The organism is Pseudomonas sp. NPDC087346 (assembly GCF_044744235.1).
In the GTDB taxonomy this organism is placed as follows: Bacteria; Pseudomonadota; Gammaproteobacteria; order Pseudomonadales; family Pseudomonadaceae; genus Aquipseudomonas.
Map to the genome: position 1 here is coordinate 1 of NZ_JBIUXX010000019.1, position 14,667 is coordinate 14,667.

16 protein-coding genes and 1 pseudogene are annotated in these 14,667 nt (G+C 58.9%); 8 read left to right on the top strand and 9 right to left on the bottom strand.

Annotation, left to right across the window (positions count from 1 at the left end; translation table 11 throughout):
- Window positions 1-30: 30 nt before the first annotated feature.
- The 3 genes from lipB to ACIOZM_RS13670 form a co-directional block, all read right to left on the bottom strand.
- A complete protein-coding gene (lipB, locus tag ACIOZM_RS13660) occupies window positions 31-675 on the bottom strand; it encodes a lipoyl(octanoyl) transferase LipB (RefSeq protein ID WP_401214474.1) in 645 nt (214 codons plus the stop codon).
- Window positions 675-950 (bottom strand): DUF493 domain-containing protein, encoded by a 276-nt coding sequence (locus ACIOZM_RS13665; RefSeq protein ID WP_401214476.1) that lies wholly within the window; start codon window positions 948-950, stop codon window positions 675-677. The genes lipB and ACIOZM_RS13665 overlap by 1 nt, the downstream gene beginning before the upstream one ends.
- 86 nt (window positions 951-1,036) lie before the next feature.
- Window positions 1,037-2,194 (bottom strand): D-alanyl-D-alanine carboxypeptidase family protein, encoded by a 1,158-nt coding sequence (locus tag ACIOZM_RS13670; RefSeq protein ID WP_401214478.1) that lies wholly within the window; start codon window positions 2,192-2,194, stop codon window positions 1,037-1,039.
- Between the two features lie 390 nt (window positions 2,195-2,584).
- Here ACIOZM_RS13670 and ACIOZM_RS13675 point away from each other — a divergent pair.
- From ACIOZM_RS13675 to ACIOZM_RS13690, 4 genes and pseudogenes are all read left to right on the top strand, one after another.
- A pseudogene (locus ACIOZM_RS13675) lies at window positions 2,585-4,006 on the top strand (purine-cytosine permease family protein); the annotation flags it as partial.
- 151 nt (window positions 4,007-4,157) lie between these two features.
- Window positions 4,158-5,537 carry a sodium:solute symporter gene (locus ACIOZM_RS13680; protein ID WP_401214481.1) on the top strand — a complete coding sequence of 460 codons (1,380 nt, stop codon included), beginning with the start codon at window positions 4,158-4,160 and terminating at the stop codon, window positions 5,535-5,537.
- Window positions 5,538-5,623: 86 nt separating this feature from the next.
- Complete coding sequence (locus ACIOZM_RS13685) at window positions 5,624-6,349, top strand: MBL fold metallo-hydrolase (RefSeq protein ID WP_401214484.1); 726 nt, start codon at window positions 5,624-5,626, stop codon at window positions 6,347-6,349.
- A gap of 42 nt (window positions 6,350-6,391) precedes the next feature.
- A complete protein-coding gene (locus ACIOZM_RS13690; protein WP_401214486.1) occupies window positions 6,392-6,640 on the top strand; it encodes an acyl carrier protein in 249 nt (82 codons plus the stop codon).
- A gap of 104 nt (window positions 6,641-6,744) precedes the next feature.
- Here the strand turns inward: ACIOZM_RS13690 and ACIOZM_RS13695 are convergent, their stop codons facing one another.
- Together ACIOZM_RS13695 and ACIOZM_RS13700 are read right to left on the bottom strand one after the other, a co-directional pair.
- Window positions 6,745-6,873 (bottom strand): PA1414 family protein, encoded by a 129-nt coding sequence (locus ACIOZM_RS13695; RefSeq protein ID WP_256222727.1) that lies wholly within the window; start codon window positions 6,871-6,873, stop codon window positions 6,745-6,747.
- A 142-nt stretch (window positions 6,874-7,015) separates the two neighbouring features.
- On the bottom strand, window positions 7,016-7,909 hold the full coding sequence (locus ACIOZM_RS13700) for a LysR substrate-binding domain-containing protein (RefSeq protein ID WP_401214490.1): 894 nt from the start codon (window positions 7,907-7,909) through the stop codon (window positions 7,016-7,018).
- A gap of 104 nt (window positions 7,910-8,013) precedes the next feature.
- Here ACIOZM_RS13700 and ACIOZM_RS13705 point away from each other — a divergent pair, with 104 nt between their 5' ends.
- The gene (locus ACIOZM_RS13705; protein ID WP_401214491.1) at window positions 8,014-9,195 is read left to right on the top strand and encodes an MFS transporter; all 1,182 of its coding nucleotides are present in this window, start codon (window positions 8,014-8,016) and stop codon (window positions 9,193-9,195) included.
- On the opposite strand, the gene ACIOZM_RS13710 is transcribed toward ACIOZM_RS13705, so the two are convergent.
- The 3 genes from ACIOZM_RS13710 to ACIOZM_RS13720 form a co-directional block, all read right to left on the bottom strand.
- Window positions 9,140-10,072: a DMT family transporter gene (locus tag ACIOZM_RS13710; RefSeq protein WP_401214494.1), complete on the bottom strand. Its 933-nt coding sequence runs from the start codon at window positions 10,070-10,072 to the stop codon at window positions 9,140-9,142. The two genes, ACIOZM_RS13705 and ACIOZM_RS13710, sit on opposite strands and share 56 nt — an antisense overlap.
- A 298-nt stretch (window positions 10,073-10,370) precedes the next feature.
- On the bottom strand, window positions 10,371-10,775 hold the full coding sequence (locus ACIOZM_RS13715; RefSeq protein ID WP_401214496.1) for a DUF2177 family protein: 405 nt from the start codon (window positions 10,773-10,775) through the stop codon (window positions 10,371-10,373).
- A gap of 45 nt (window positions 10,776-10,820) precedes the next feature.
- Complete coding sequence (locus tag ACIOZM_RS13720) at window positions 10,821-11,657, bottom strand: S1 RNA-binding domain-containing protein (RefSeq protein ID WP_401214497.1); 837 nt, start codon at window positions 11,655-11,657, stop codon at window positions 10,821-10,823.
- Between the two features lie 350 nt (window positions 11,658-12,007).
- On the opposite strand from ACIOZM_RS13720, the gene ACIOZM_RS13725 reads away from it, so the two are divergent.
- The 3 genes from ACIOZM_RS13725 to ACIOZM_RS13735 all read left to right on the top strand — a co-directional run bounded on the left by ACIOZM_RS13725 (window position 12,008) and on the right by ACIOZM_RS13735 (window position 14,076).
- Window positions 12,008-12,196 carry a hypothetical protein gene (locus ACIOZM_RS13725; protein ID WP_016985943.1) on the top strand — a complete coding sequence of 63 codons (189 nt, stop codon included), beginning with the start codon at window positions 12,008-12,010 and terminating at the stop codon, window positions 12,194-12,196.
- Between the two features lie 216 nt (window positions 12,197-12,412).
- Complete coding sequence (locus ACIOZM_RS13730; RefSeq protein WP_401214500.1) at window positions 12,413-13,129, top strand: TorF family putative porin; 717 nt, start codon at window positions 12,413-12,415, stop codon at window positions 13,127-13,129.
- A gap of 77 nt (window positions 13,130-13,206) precedes the next feature.
- Entirely contained in the window at window positions 13,207-14,076 is an 870-nt protein-coding gene (locus tag ACIOZM_RS13735; RefSeq protein ID WP_401214503.1) for a DUF6279 family lipoprotein, read from the top strand.
- A gap of 115 nt (window positions 14,077-14,191) precedes the next feature.
- On the opposite strand, the gene ACIOZM_RS13740 is transcribed toward ACIOZM_RS13735, so the two are convergent.
- Window positions 14,192-14,584 carry a transcriptional regulator gene (locus tag ACIOZM_RS13740; RefSeq protein ID WP_401214508.1) on the bottom strand — a complete coding sequence of 131 codons (393 nt, stop codon included), beginning with the start codon at window positions 14,582-14,584 and terminating at the stop codon, window positions 14,192-14,194.
- Window positions 14,585-14,667: the final 83 nt, after the last annotated feature.

Here is a 14,667-nt window from a genome sequence, read left to right on the forward strand (position 1 = left end):
ATTGTTTGCTCTTCATCAGTAGTCATATGATTAGATTCCTACCGTCAGGGTCGTCTGCTCAGCATAGTCGAGGTGTTTGACGAGCTGCGCGCGCAGCCGGGCACTTAACTCGGCAAATTCAATCGATCCTGCGTGATCGCTCAGCTGGGTCATCGCCAGCCCGGCATAGCCGCAGGGATTAATCCGTCGAAACGGTTCCAGGTTCATATCCACGTTCAGGGCCAGGCCATGAAAGGAGCAACCGTGGCGAATCCGCAAACCCAGAGAAGCGATTTTCGCTCCATCGACGTAAACGCCGGGAGCGTCTGGCTTGGCCGCTGCGGTCACACCGTAGCTGGCCAGCAGTTCGATCAGGCACGCCTCCATGCGAGTGACCAGGTCACGCACGCCGAAACCCAGCTTGCGTACGTCCAGCAACAGGTAGGCCACCAACTGGCCGGGACCGTGATAGGTCACCTGCCCGCCGCGATCGACCTGCACCACCGGGATATCCCCCGGTAACAGCAAGTGTTCGGCCTTGCCTGCCTGGCCCTGGGTAAACACCGGAGGGTGCTCGACCAGCCAGATTTCGTCGGCGGCATCAGTGCCGCGTTCGTTGGTGAAGCGTTGCATGGCATGCCAGACCGGCTCGTAAGCCATCTGGCCGAGCTCGCGAAAGCCCAGCGTGCCAGACATCACAACACCATGTGCACGAAACCGGTAGCTCGCAGTTCGCTGTTGATGTCGTACAGCTGTTCCTGCCCGGTCGCGACGATGTGCAACTGAATGGTGGTGTACTTGCCGTTGGTGCTTTGGCGCTCATCAACGCGCTCATCATTGATCGTCGCGTGTTTCTTGACGATTTCGATGATCTTGTCCTTGTTGCCGACACCCGTATCGCTGATCACCTTAACCGGATAATCAGTCACTGGGAATTCGATCTTCGGCGCCTTGTCTGCTGTATCGGTCATGGCGTAACGGCCTCGTAAGCGTAAGCCTTGGCAACGAACATGGCCCCGTTCCGGATCGGAACGGGGCCATGCGGGTCAACGCTGAATCAGTTGAACAAGCCGTAGAAGAATAGACGGATGCTATCCCACATGCGACGGAAGATACCACCCTCCTCGACAGAGTCCAGAGCGATCAGGTCAGCGCTGTGCACTACCTTGTCGTCCAGTTTCACTTCGACTTTACCGATCACGTCGCCCTTGGCGATTGGCGCGGTCAGTTGCGGGTTCATGGTCATGCTGGCAGCGAGCTTTTTCAGCTGGCCTTTTGGCAGGGTCATGGTCAGGTCTTCAGCCAGGCCGGCCTTGACTTGATTGGTGGTGCCTTTCCAGACCGGCGCTTGCGCCAGTTCGGTGCCCTTCTGATAGAAGGTCTGGGTTTCGAAGAAGCGGAAACCGTAAGTCAGCAGCTTTTGGGTCTCGGCGGCGCGAGCCACTTCGCTGTTGGTGCCGAACACCACAGCAATCAGACGCATGCCATCACGTACAGCCGAAGACACCATGCAATAGCCGGCTTCGTCGGTGTGACCGGTTTTCAGACCGTCAACGGTCTTGTCACGCCACAGCAGCAGGTTGCGGTTAGGCTGCTTGATACCGTTCCAGAAGAACTCTTTCTGCGAGTAGATCGCGTAGTGAGCCGGGTCTTCGTGGATGATTGCGCGAGCCAGAATCGACATGTCGTGAGCCGAAGAATAGTGCTCCGGGTTCGGCAGGCCGGTCGGGTTCATGAAGTGGGTATTGGTCATGCCCAGATCAGCCACAGTCTTGTTCATCAGGTCGGCGAAAGCGTCTTCGCTGCCGGCGATGTGCTCGGACAGTGCGACGCTGGCGTCGTTGCCGGACTGAATGATGATGCCGTGCAGCAAGTCGCTGACAGTCACCTGCGAGCCGACTTTGATGAACATCCGCGAACCGCCGGTGCGCCAGGCGTTCTCGCTGACGGTCACCGGGTCGTTTTCACCGATCTGGCCACGACGGATTTCCAGCGTAGCGATGTACGCGGTCATCAGCTTGGTCAGGCTGGCCGGTGGCAGGCGCTGGTCACCGTTGTTCTCGACCAGCACGTTGCCGCTGCTGGCGTCCATGAGTACGTAGGCTTTGGCGGCCAGTTGCGGTGGCGACGGCATCATCTCGACCGCGAAGGCGGCTGGCGAGATGAGCAGCGGGACTAGCAGGCACAAACGTTTGGCAAAGGTGGTGATGTTCATCCGTCTCTCGAAATCGCTAATGGAAACTTGCCCTGAGGCAAAACTAATCAGACAGCCTTCTAATGGGCTGTCGCGTGTTCAGTTGCTCACTCCAGTACCCTTTGCGGGCTTTTATTCTTCGACGAGCCAACAACCTGGTCCACCCCCCAATCGCTGGTGAACCGTCAATCAAGTCCTACGTTTTACTCTGTGACGACGCTTGGCGAACCGAGGTTGGGCCTGGGGCGGCACCGGGTTTATCGGTGGGCGTGGTGGTCGGGTGACCCGGGGTGGGGGGGGGGGGCCGGGGGGTGGTGGGGGGGGGGTGGGGGGGGGCCGCGCCGGCGGCAGGACCGTCGCAATAAAAACACACCCCCCCCCCCCCCCCGCCCGCTACACCCCCCCCCCACCGCAGGCCCGACGGACTTGTTCCGGATGATCTTCGGTGGTTCCAATACCTTCGCCACCGCCGTGCTCGGCAGTTTCCCGGTGCTGTTCGGTCTGTCTTTTCAGGCCGGCGTCTGGGCAATTGTGTCGGGCGTGCTGCTCGGCTCGCTGATCCTCGCACCGATGGGCCTGTTCGGCCCGATCAACGGCACCAACAATGCCGTGTCTTCCGGTGCACACTTCGGCGTGCACGGGCGGATCGTCGGTTCGTTTTTGTCGCTGTTGACCGCCATCGCCTTTTTCTCGCTCTCGGTGTGGAGTTCGGGAGATGCGTTGATCGGTGGTGCGAAACGCCTGATCGGTTTGCCGGAAACCGACCTGACCCTGGGCCTGGCCTACGGTCTGTTCGCGATTCTGGTGCTGACCGTGTGCATCTACGGCTTCCGCTTTTTGCTGTGGGTGAACAAGATCGCGGTGTGGAGCGCCAGTCTGTTGTTCCTGCTGGGCATCTTTGCCTTCGCCGGTCCTTTCGACGTGCACTACGCCGGTACCGTCAACCTCGGTCAACCGGGCTTCTGGGCGGCGTTCATCGGTGCGGCACTGGTAGCCATGAGCAACCCGATTTCGTTCGGTGCGTTCCTCGGTGACTGGTCGCGCTACATCCCGCGCGAAACGCCAAAAGGCCGGATCATGGCGGCGGTGGTGATCTCGCAGATCGCGACATTCATCCCGTTCCTGTTCGGCCTGACCACCGCGACCATCGTCGCGATCAAGGCACCGGACTACATCGCGGCGAACAACTACGTCGGCGGTCTGCTGGCGGTATCACCGAGCTGGTTCTTCCTGCCGGTGTGCCTGATTGCAGTGATCGGCGGCATGTCCACCGGCACCACGTCGCTGTACGGCACCGGGCTGGATATGTCGAGCGTGTTCCCTCGCGTGTTGTCGCGGGTCAAGGCGACGTTGCTGATCGGCGTGCTGTCGATTGCCTTCATCTTCATCGGGCGCTTTGCGGCAAACCTTGTACAGAGCGTGTCGACCTTCGCCGTGCTGATCATCACCTGCACCACGCCATGGATGGTGATCATGATCATCGGTCTGCTGGTGCGTCGCGGCTTCTACTGCCCGGATGACCTGCAAGTGTTCACTCGCGGCGAGCAAGGCGGACGCTACTGGTTCACCCACGGCTGGAACTGGCGCGGTCTGGGGGCATGGATTCCGAGCGCTGCGGTCGGTTTGTGCTTCGTCAATTTGCCGGGGCAGTTCGTCGGCCCGCTGGGTGAGATGGCGGGCGGGATCGACATCAGTTTGCCGGTGACTCTGGGCCTGGCGTCGGTGGTGTATCTGACACTGCTGAGCCTGTTCCCGGAACCGCGCGATGTGTTCGGCCCGCAGGATGCACGGAGCGAAGCCACAGTAAAACCTGAACTGCGTCAGGCAGCCTGACGCAAATCCCCCTGTAGGAGTGAGCCTGCTCGCGATGACTGCGGCACATCCAATATAGATGTGCCTGACAGACCGCTATCGCGAGCAGGCTCGCTCCTACAAGGGAATGATTTTGGCCTCACATAAAAAAGACAATCGGAGACACGCCATCATGGCTTTGGATTTATTCGTCGTACTCATCTACGCCGCCGCGATGCTGATACTCGGCTACTACGGCATGCGCAAGGCCAAGACCAACGAAGACTTTTTGGTCGCCGGTCGTAACCTCGGCCCGACCTTGTACATGGGCACCATGGCCGCGACCGTACTGGGTGGCGCGTCCACCGTCGGCACCGTGCGTCTGGGTTATGTGCATGGCATCTCCGGCTTCTGGCTGTGCGCGGCACTGGGTTGCGGCATCGTTGCGCTGAACCTGTTCCTCGCCAAGCCGCTGCTGAAACTGAAGATCTACACCGTTACCCAGGTGCTGGAAAAACGCTACAACCCGATGGCGCGCTCGGCGAGTGCGGTGATCATGCTGGCGTACGCACTGATGATCGGCGTGACCTCGATCCTGGCGATCGGCACCGTGCTGCAAGTGCTGTTCGGCCTGCCGTTCTGGGTATCGGTGTTGCTCGGCGGTGGCGTGGTAGTGATCTACTCGGCCATCGGCGGCATGTGGTCGCTGACCCTGACCGACATCGTCCAGTTCGTGATCAAGACCGTGGGCCTGATGTTCATCCTGTTGCCAATCTGCCTGTACCGCGTTGGCGGTTGGGACGAACTGGTGCTGAAGCTGCCGGCAGCCGCCTTCAACTTCACCACCATCGGCTGGGACACGATCATCACCTACTTCATGATCTACTTCTTCGGCATCCTGATCGGTCAGGACATCTGGCAACGGGTGTTCACCGTCAAGAATGAAAAAGTCGCCAAGTACGCCGGCAGCTTCGCCGGTCTCTACTGCATCCTTTACGGTCTGGCCTGCGCCCTGATCGGCATGGCTGCACACGTACTGATCCCGGATCTGGACAACGTCAACAACGCCTTCGCCGCCATCGTCAAACTGTCGCTGCCGGACGGCATCCGTGGTCTGGTGATCGCCGCTGCACTGGCTGCAATGATGTCCACCGCCAGCGCCGGCCTGTTGGCTGCCGCGACGACGTTGACCGAAGACCTACTGCCGAAACTGCGTGGCGGCAAACCGTCGAGCCTGCGCATCAACCGTCTGTTCACCTTGCTGACCGGCATCGTGGTGCTGGGTATCGCTCTGGTGGTTAACGACGTGATCAGCGCGCTGACGCTGGCCTACAACCTGTTGGTGGGCGGCATGTTGATCCCGCTGATGGGCGCGATCTTCTGGAAACGCGCAACCACCGCCGGCGCCATCGCCAGCATGGGTATGGGCTTCGCCACCGCCCTGCTGTTCATGGTCAAGGACGGTCTGGACGCCAATACCCCGATCTACTACAGCCTGGCTGTGGGTCTGGTGAGTTTCGTGGTGGTGAGTCTTTTTTCCCGCCGCCCGGCGACCGTGGCGAGCGCGATCTAAGCTTTGATGTAACGACTTGATGCTTTCTTCGACGGGTGTGGCGTCGGTTGCCACACCCGTTTTTTTTCGTCTGGAGAAAACCGTTGATGAAGATTGTTTCCCGCGATCAGTGGTTCGAAGTGCAAACCCTGAGCGATGGCATCCGCCTGATCCACGAGCCGTACATCCGCCCGTTCTACCGCTGCAATCTCTGGCACATTCAGGGCCGCGACAAGGATCTGCTGCTCGACAGCGGCTCCGGGCTGGTCAGCCTGCGCGAGCAATTGCCGTGGCTCACCGAGCGGCCGCTGGTGGCGGTGGCCAGCCATTGCCACTTCGACCACATTGCCGGTCATCACGAGTTCGCCGAACGTCTGGTGCATCCGACCGAGGCGGACATTCTTGCGGCACCGGACGGCGAGAATGATTTGAGCCGCGCTTTCGTTGGCGACGATATGTTCGAAGCGCACCCGGATTGTCCGCTGTGCTACGCCGAATACCGGGTCAAATCCGCGCCGGCCACCGGTTTTGTCGAGGATGGAGATGTGCTGGATCTGGGCAATCGCGCGCTGCAGGTACTGCACACGCCGGGGCACTCACCGGGCGGGATCAGTTTGTACGAGGCGGCGAGCGAAACGCTGTTCAGCGGCGACATCATCTATGACGGGCCACTGATCGAAGACGCCTACCACTCCAATCTGGAGGATTACGCCGCAAGTCTGCGGCGCTTGCAGGCGTTGCCGATCCGCACGGTGCATGGCGGGCACTTCGGCAGTTTTTCCGGTGAGCATTTGCGCGGAATGATTGACCAGTGGTTGCGCCGACATTCGTGAGGCCTGCTGTACTCAGTCGAGACAACCACTGAAATATCTGCCATGAGAAGAGCCGCCGTGCGTGCCGCAGTCCACAGGTTCATCCGACGCCTGCTGGAAAACCGCGAATTCAACGATCACACCAGCCTGGCGCAGTTGGGGCTTGAGAAGGCGGATATCGAGGATTTGATCTTCCATCTGGAAGATGAATTCGGACTGACGGCATTCACCGCCGAAGAAGATCGCATGCTCAAGACCGCAAAGACCGCGAATGACTTGAGCCGGTTTTTGTTGGAGATAGGGCGACATTGAGAGGGGTAGCGCATGGCACGCCCCTGTGATGAGGAGATTTATCCCCTCACAACAATAAATCCTCGCCAACCACATCACCCCCGCTCAGCAGGTGGCAATGGCGTTTACCGGCGACGCGGCTGACGCCGGCGTTGCTCGTCATCGGTACGAATCGGGATCGGTTGCATAGGCGGTTCGATCAAGCCGAGGGCGACACCCAAATCATGCAGCCAGTTTTGAATTTTCTCTTTCATCGTCATGCCCCCTTCAGGGTGGTGCTGAGCGGCCGGAATTCTGAGGCCGCTTCGCACTGATAATAGTCCGAAGTCCTACGCAATGCTCGGCGAAATCCGCAATGATCTGTTACTGAATGGAACAGAATTCAGATCCTTTGGTTCAAGCCGTTTGCCGGGTTTCATTCACGGCCACGGGATAGAGCGCTTGCTGCTGTTCAATCCACGCATTGAGGTTGGCCCCGACCATGCCTTTGCGCCACATGAGCCATGTTGTCGCACTGGCGAATGGCTCGGCCAACGCATGCACCGCAACGCTTTCCCGTCCCGGCAGACTGGCGAGCATCGACTCCGACATCAGCGCCACGCCACTGCCAGCGATCACGCAGGCCAGCATGCCTTGATAGGATTCAATCTCCATCGCCCGGCCCATCGCCGCCTGGTAATGCACGAACCACGACTCCAGACGCGCCCGGTAAGCGCAGCCATGGCGGAAGGTAAACACCGCCCTCCCCTCGACTTCTTTGGCACTGCGAACCGGCGGATGATCGGCCTCGGTAATCAGCACCAGTCGCTCGTTGCACAGCGGCACGCCATCGAGCCCGGCCAGTTGCGGCGGGCCATCCACCAACGCCGCATCGAGACGGCCGGTGAGCAAACCTTCAAGCAACTCGCCACTCGGACCGGACTGCACTTGCAGATTCACCGCCGGATACTGCTTGTGATAACGCGCCAGCAACGCCGGCAAATGGATCGCGGCAGTGCTGTACAGCGTGCCCAGCACAAAATCTCCGGCCGGTTGCCCACCCATTACCGCGGCACTGGCCTGATCGCGCAAAGCGAACAGTTTGCCGGTGTAGTCCAGCAGGACTTTTCCCGCAGGTGACAACTGCAAACGCTGACGCTCGCGAACGAAAAGTTCGACGCCCAATTGCTCTTCGAGTTGTTTAAGGCGCGTCGAAAGATTGGATGGCACCCGATGCAGGCGCTCGGCGGCGCGAGTGATCGAGCCCTCCTCGGCCACGGCCTGGAAAATCCGCAGTTGGCTGAACTCCACAGCTATTCTCCATAACAGAACAAGTTACTCACTATTATTCAATTTTAATGAAAGTCAATCAGTTCTAGCCTGACGGTCATTGCTCCTTCGATGGAATCCAGACCATGTCGCCGCTGATTCGCTTGTCCGCCAGTTTTGTCGCCTTGATGCTCGCCATGGGCATCGGGCGTTTCGCCCTCACGCCGCAGTTGCCGCACCTGCTCAGCGAAGGGCAGATTGACCTGACTGCCGCCGGTCTGATTGCGGCCGCCAACTACCTCGGCTACCTGATCGGCGCGGTGGATGCGATGTTTGCGCGCCGTCCCGAGCAGGTTCAGCGCCGCTTGCATGGCGGGTTGTGGCTGTGCGTGCTGCTGACGCTGGCGTCGTTCTGGGCCAACGGTTTCTGGTCGCATCTGCTGCTGCGTTTCGGCACCGGGGTGGCGAGTGCGTGGGTATTGGTGATGATCACCACGCTGAGCCAACCGCTGGCGGCGGCAGCGGGTCGCCCACGGTTGGGCGCGCTGGTGTTTGCCGGGCCGGGGCTGGGGATTTTTCTCACCGGGTTGCTGGCGCTGGTCTCACATCTGTTGAACCAGACGTCCGCCACGCTGTGGCTGATTTACGCGGCGGTGGCGTTGCTGATGTTGCTGGGGATCTGGCGGATTCTGCCGCAACCGATTATCGGCGCTGTGCCTGTGTCTCATGAAGCCAGCCCTTCGAATCGTGGCATCCCTCGATTGGCGTTGGTGTATGCCTTGTACGGCGTCGGCTACATCATTCCGGCGACGTTTCTCTCGCAGATGGCCAACGCGCAGTTTCACGGGCAATGGCAGGCCGATCTGTTCTGGCCGTGCTTCGGACTCGGTGCCGCCATCGGCGTGTTTTTAGTGAGCCTGCGTCGGCATGATCCGGACACTACGCGTCACTGGCTGATGGCAACGCTGTGGCTGCAAGCGGCCGGGGTGTTTGCCTGCCTGCTCGGCAGTGGCTGGGGTCTGGCGCTGGGGGTACTTTTATGCGGCACGCCGTTTCTGGCCTGCATGCAACTGGTGATGCAGCGCTCCCGCGAACTGGCGCCCCACGCCACCCAGCGCAACGCTGGGCTGCTCACCGCATGCTTCGCCATCGGCCAACTCAGCGGGCCATTGCTGGCAGCGCTGAGCAGCCATTTCAGCGGCGGCCTGCAACCAGCGCTGGTGATCGCCGGCAGTGGTTTGCTGATTGCCGGCGGCCTGGCGATCCAGTCGCCTACTGCTGACCGAGGGCTTTGCGTAAACGCCGACGCACCCACTGCTCGGCGCTGACGAACGTGATGCCGAGCAACACCAGCACGGCGCCGATGATGAAGTTCAGGCTCAACTCCTCGCCGAGCAACACCACGCCGAAGGTCACGCCGAACAGTGGCGTCATGAAGGAAAACACTGCAAGGTTGGCCGCCAGATAACGACGCAACAGCCAGAACCAGGTCAGGTAACTGAAGAACGACACCACCAGTCCCTGGAACAACACGCTGGCCACCGCGACGGTGGTCAGGTTGACGTGGGTGATCTGGCCACTGAGCAAGGCAATTGCCAGCAGCCCGACAAAACCGACGATCAACTGATAGAACAGGGTCAAGGTCACCGGTGCTTCCGACAATCGCGAGGCGCGCACGACCACGGTGGTTGCGCCCCAACTGGCGCCGGCCAGTACGCCGAGGGCATCGCCTAGTAACATGCGCCGGTCGAGGTTGTCCCAGGAAACGCCACCGGCAAACGCAATCGCAATGCCGACAAACGCGAGGAAAATTCCCAGCCATTGCACCGGCCGCAAACGCTCGCTCGGCAGCAGGAAATGCACGCCCAGCGCGGTAAAAATCGGCGCGGTATAGAGGAACACCGACATGTGCGCGGCGGTGGTCAGTTGCAAGCCTTCGGAGATGAAGAAGAACTCCAGACCGAACAACGCACCGGCCAGCAAGCCGCCACGCCAGGTGCTACCGACCTGATCCCAACCGCCCTTCCAGCACAGCAGCAGTCCGACCAGCAATGCGGAAATGCCCGAGCGTGCGGCGGCCTGCATGACCGGCGCGATGTCCGGCGCCGCCCATTTGATCATCACCTGCTGCACGCCCCAGATCAGGCACAGGCCAATCATCACTTGCAGGGCAAAGCTGTCGGCATTGCGCCGACTGACACTCACCGCAACACCTCGAACACACACAACATGGCAGCCATCCAATGGTCGAAACAAAGCCCAGGATCAATGTCCGGGGCGAATAGTGATGGCGTCGATTATTAACCAGTGCGGCAGAAAAAGCCGTCTGGAAAAGACATTTAATTCTTCCGTTGCGTCAACGGTGAATGGCTGTCGGCTGCGCCGCCAATCGCTGGCAAGCCAGCTCCCACAGGGTTACATAGTGTCTACACATCCTATGTTCGGCACGAAACCCTGTGGGAGTCTGGCTTGCCAGCGATGAGGCCGGTCAGAGCAACACAAATCAACGGTTCGAAACGCAAAACCGCCGAGCCACACAAAACCCGACGGTACACGCCACCGCCGTGGCAAACGTCCCCCAAGCCCAATCCATCAACGTCACCTGCACCGACCAGCCACGCAACGTCGCCCAGTTGGTCAGGTCATACGTGCCATACGCCACCAGCCCCAACAGCGCGCCCATTTTCGCCGCCCGCTGCCAACTCATGGCCGGCAACACCACAAACACCACACAGCCAAAAACGTACAGGCAATAAAAAACCGCTGCCGGAACCAGCAACGGTTTTTCGAGCATCAACGAACCGAGCAGTTCGCGATAAGTGGGCGCCATCAGCACCCCGAGCCAGAGCCCGTCGAGCAAAAGAAACATCACCAGCGTGGCGACGTAGGCTATCAGCGCTTTTTTCATTTGCCCGACCTCTTGTGTGCCCATGCAACATGGGCCACGCAAGACTCAGCTTAGTTCAATGCGATCCGCGTGAATGACGATCTTGCCGTCCTTGTACAGCGAACCGATGGCCTTCTTGAAGTTGCCCTTGCTGACGCCAAACAGGCTGCTGATCAGCGCCGGATCGCTCTTGTCGCTGACCGGCAAAGTGCCGTTGTTGTCACGCAGCTTGGAGAGGATTTTCGAGCTCAGGCTGCTGGCCGCTTCCTGTCCTACCGGTTGCAGGCTCAGGCTGACCTTGCCGTCGGCGCGCACTTCCTTGATGAAGCCCTTCTCCTGCATGCCGGCACGCATGAATTTGAAGATTTCGTTCTTGTGAATCAGGCCCCAATGCTTGTTGTTGATGATCGCCTTGAAGCCCATATCGGTGGCTTCGGCAACCAGCAGATCAACTTCCTGACCCGCGCTGTAGGTAGCCGGAGTCTTGTCGAGATAGCGATCCAGACGCGCAGTGGCGGTGATGCGGCGGGTGTGTTTGTCGAGATAGACATGCACCACGCAATATTCACCGGCAGTCATCTGACGCTTTTCTTCGGAGTACGGCAGCAACAGATCTTTCGGCAGCCCCCAATCGAGGAACACACCGATGCTGTTGACTTCAACAACTTTCAAACTGGCAAATTCACCGACCTGAACTTTTGGCTTTTCAGTGGTGGCGAGAAGTTTATCTTCGCTGTCCAGATAAACAAAAACATTGAGCCAGTCTTCATCTTCGCTTGGAATATCTTTGGGGATATAACGATTGGGCAGCAGAATTTCGCCGTCCGCACCGCCGTCCAGATATAAACCGAAGTTAGTGTGTTTAACCACTTGCAAACTGTTGTAGCGCCCGACTAAAGCCATTTCCAATACCCTCATTGCGTGGGCGGCATTCTACCCGTTTTTGCCGGCCCCGTTCGCCGCGAGCGACGCCAACGCGAGAAATTCTGCGCGAAGCCTCGGGTTTGCTGATCTGCGCGCCGCTCGGCAGCCGCTCGTCAGACCGCAACACGTCCTGCCGGGCAATTTCCAGTGGTACGAATTTCGCCAACCTGCATAAATGTTGTTATTTAAAACAGTGAGTTAGCGACCTGTTTCGAGTATTCAATCGAGATTAATACACTGGCGCACTGGGTTATTCCCGGGGATATTTACCAAGCAATTGTCAAGTATTTCCTGTACGATGCCTGGCCGAGTTACTTTTCTACAGGTTAATGGCCGCCATGCGTGTAAAAGCATCCACCAGCAAAGCAAAGCCAGCTCCAGCCGTTGAAACCAGCGAATCGATCAACGATCAGATCGCAGCGTTCCTCAAGTCCGGCGGCGAGATCCAGCAAATTGCCAAAGGCGTCAGCGGCCAGACGTTCGGCCCGTCCAAGCAGATCAGCCTGGGCAAAAAGTAATACCGGTTATACACCCGTCCTGAGGCGCTTTGAGCTTCGAAGCGCCTGGACTGGCACCCGCGCAACACCCTCCTCGTTTTAAACAAATAAACAATCATTCTTTAGAAATCGACGAACGGCCATCAATGCCGATCATTCGCCGGTATCCTTGCACGCGTCTAGATCAAGCGTTTCAGCAGGCTGGCAGGTTTGCCCTCGCTGTTCATGGAGTGACGCATGCTCAAACCTTCCTGTTTATTGCTCGCGGGCCTGATGGCTTGTTCGGCCGCGCACGCGCAGGTTTTTCAACGCGAACTCGGTGACTTCGACCTCAAACTCGGCACCACGCCCAGCCGCAGCATGGCTCAGGGTCTGGTGAAGCCATCGGCGGTCGGCTCCTTTCACGGCGGCCTCGATCTCAGCCACGACAGCGGTCTTTATGTCGGTCAGTACGCACCGAGCATGGGCATCACACCGGGCAAAAACCTCGAAATCGATTCCTACGCAGGCTTTAAACAACCCTTCGATCAAAACCTCGGCTACGAAATCGGCATGATCCACTACAGCTATCCCAAAGTGGAAACACTCGACAGCCAGGAACTGTTTGGTGGTCTGTCCCTGCTCGGCAGCCGTTTCGGTGCCGCCTTCAGCAACGACCCGGATAAACAGAACAGCACGCTCTTCGCCGACCTTGGCGGCAATCAGCCGTTCGGCATCGGGATCAGCATGAAATACACCACCCATCAGTTGAACTCACCGGTTTCGGTGGACGGCGGTTACGTCAGCAGTTTCAACGATTGGTCGGTAAAGCTTTCCCGGCCGTTCATGGGCATCGACCTCGATCTGATCTACAGCGACTCAAATCTGAGCGGCAGCGATTGCTCGGCCTACTCCGGGCGCAACAGCCAATGCGACGGACTTGTCACACTCAAGGCCGAACGCGCGTTCTATTGATTGTCTGAACTGCCGGGCCCATCCTGCGCTCACATAAGAATCAGATTCCGAAGCCAGGCTCACGCAAGGATTCGCCCATGTCTCGCGGGTTCAAACAGATTACCACCCTGCTGGTTTTCACCCTCGCCCTCGGCGCTTGCAGCCGCGTGGGCCTCGCCTACCGCAACCTCGACGTGATCATTCCCTGGACGCTCAGCGACTATCTGGACATGACCGGCGAGCAAAAAGGCTGGTTCAACGAACGTCTCAAGGAACACCTGACCTGGCACTGCACCACGCAGTTGCCGGGCTATCTCGACTGGCTTGACCGCTTGCAGACCATGGTCGAAACCAATCAGGTCACCGACGCCGCACTCCAGGCGCGCACCGCCGAGGCCAAGAAGGCAATTACCGAAACCGCCAGGGAAATCACCCCGTCGGCCATCGAGTTGTTGCAGGGGCTGGATGACCAACAAGTCGCCGAGATGAATGACGCCTTCGCCAAAGATCTGCTTAAACGCCAGAAGGAATATTTGAAACCACCGCTTGCCCAGCAGATCGCCGAGCGCGGTGCACGCATGGATAAACGCCTTAATGACTGGCTCGGGCCGCTAAGCGCTACTCAGGAACAACGAGTGATGGCTTGGTCAACGGCGTTGGGCGATCAGAACACCCAGTGGATCGCTAACCGTGCGCACTGGCAGCAGCAATTCAGCGCTGCAGTCGCGCAACGCAACAGCCCAGAATTCCCACAAAGGATTGAGACGCTTCTGGTCAATCGCGAGAGTTTATGGACAGAGGATTACCGCGTGGCCTACGCCAACACCGAGGCGCAAGCGCGTTCGCTGGCGGTTGATCTGATGGCGCAAAGCACACCGCAACAGCGGCAGCGGCTGTTGAAGAAAATCGAAGGGGTACGCAAAGATTTCAACGACCTCAAATGCCTTAAGGCCGCACAAAAACCCTGAAAAAAACACAGATCCATTGTAGGAGTGAGCCTGCTCGCGATCGCAGTGTGTCAGTCAGCATTGATGTCACTGAAAAACCGCAATCGCGAGCAGGCTCACTCCTACATGTAGAAACTCAGGCGATTTGCGCCTTGGAAGCCACTTCATCAAACGTAGCCTCACTCAGCGCATCTTCCTGCTCATCCAATACCTGACGCGGATGATCATTGCCGGGAATGCTGCTGTCGATCAGGCTCAGCAAGCTCGCACCACGCAGGGTCAGAATAAAATTGTTGCCGGTGCTGCCCTCCTCATCCGGACGCGGCTCGATATACCCGCGCAAAAGCAGCAGCCTTTCATATTCGCAGGCCAGCGTTTTCAGGTGATCCAGATTCTCGATCGGCTCTCCGGCGCTGGCTTTCTGCGCCGCATAATCCTCGGCATAAGCGCGCGGGGCGAAGCTGTGGCCCGCACTGTTCTGCACTTCATGCAGCAAGCGTTCAATCAAATCCCAGTTATAAGTCGTCATCCTGATTCAACCTCCGGTGCGCGTGATTAATGGCGCGTTCATAGGTTGTGACCGGAGTGGGCCGAAGCCGTTCAGCCGCATTT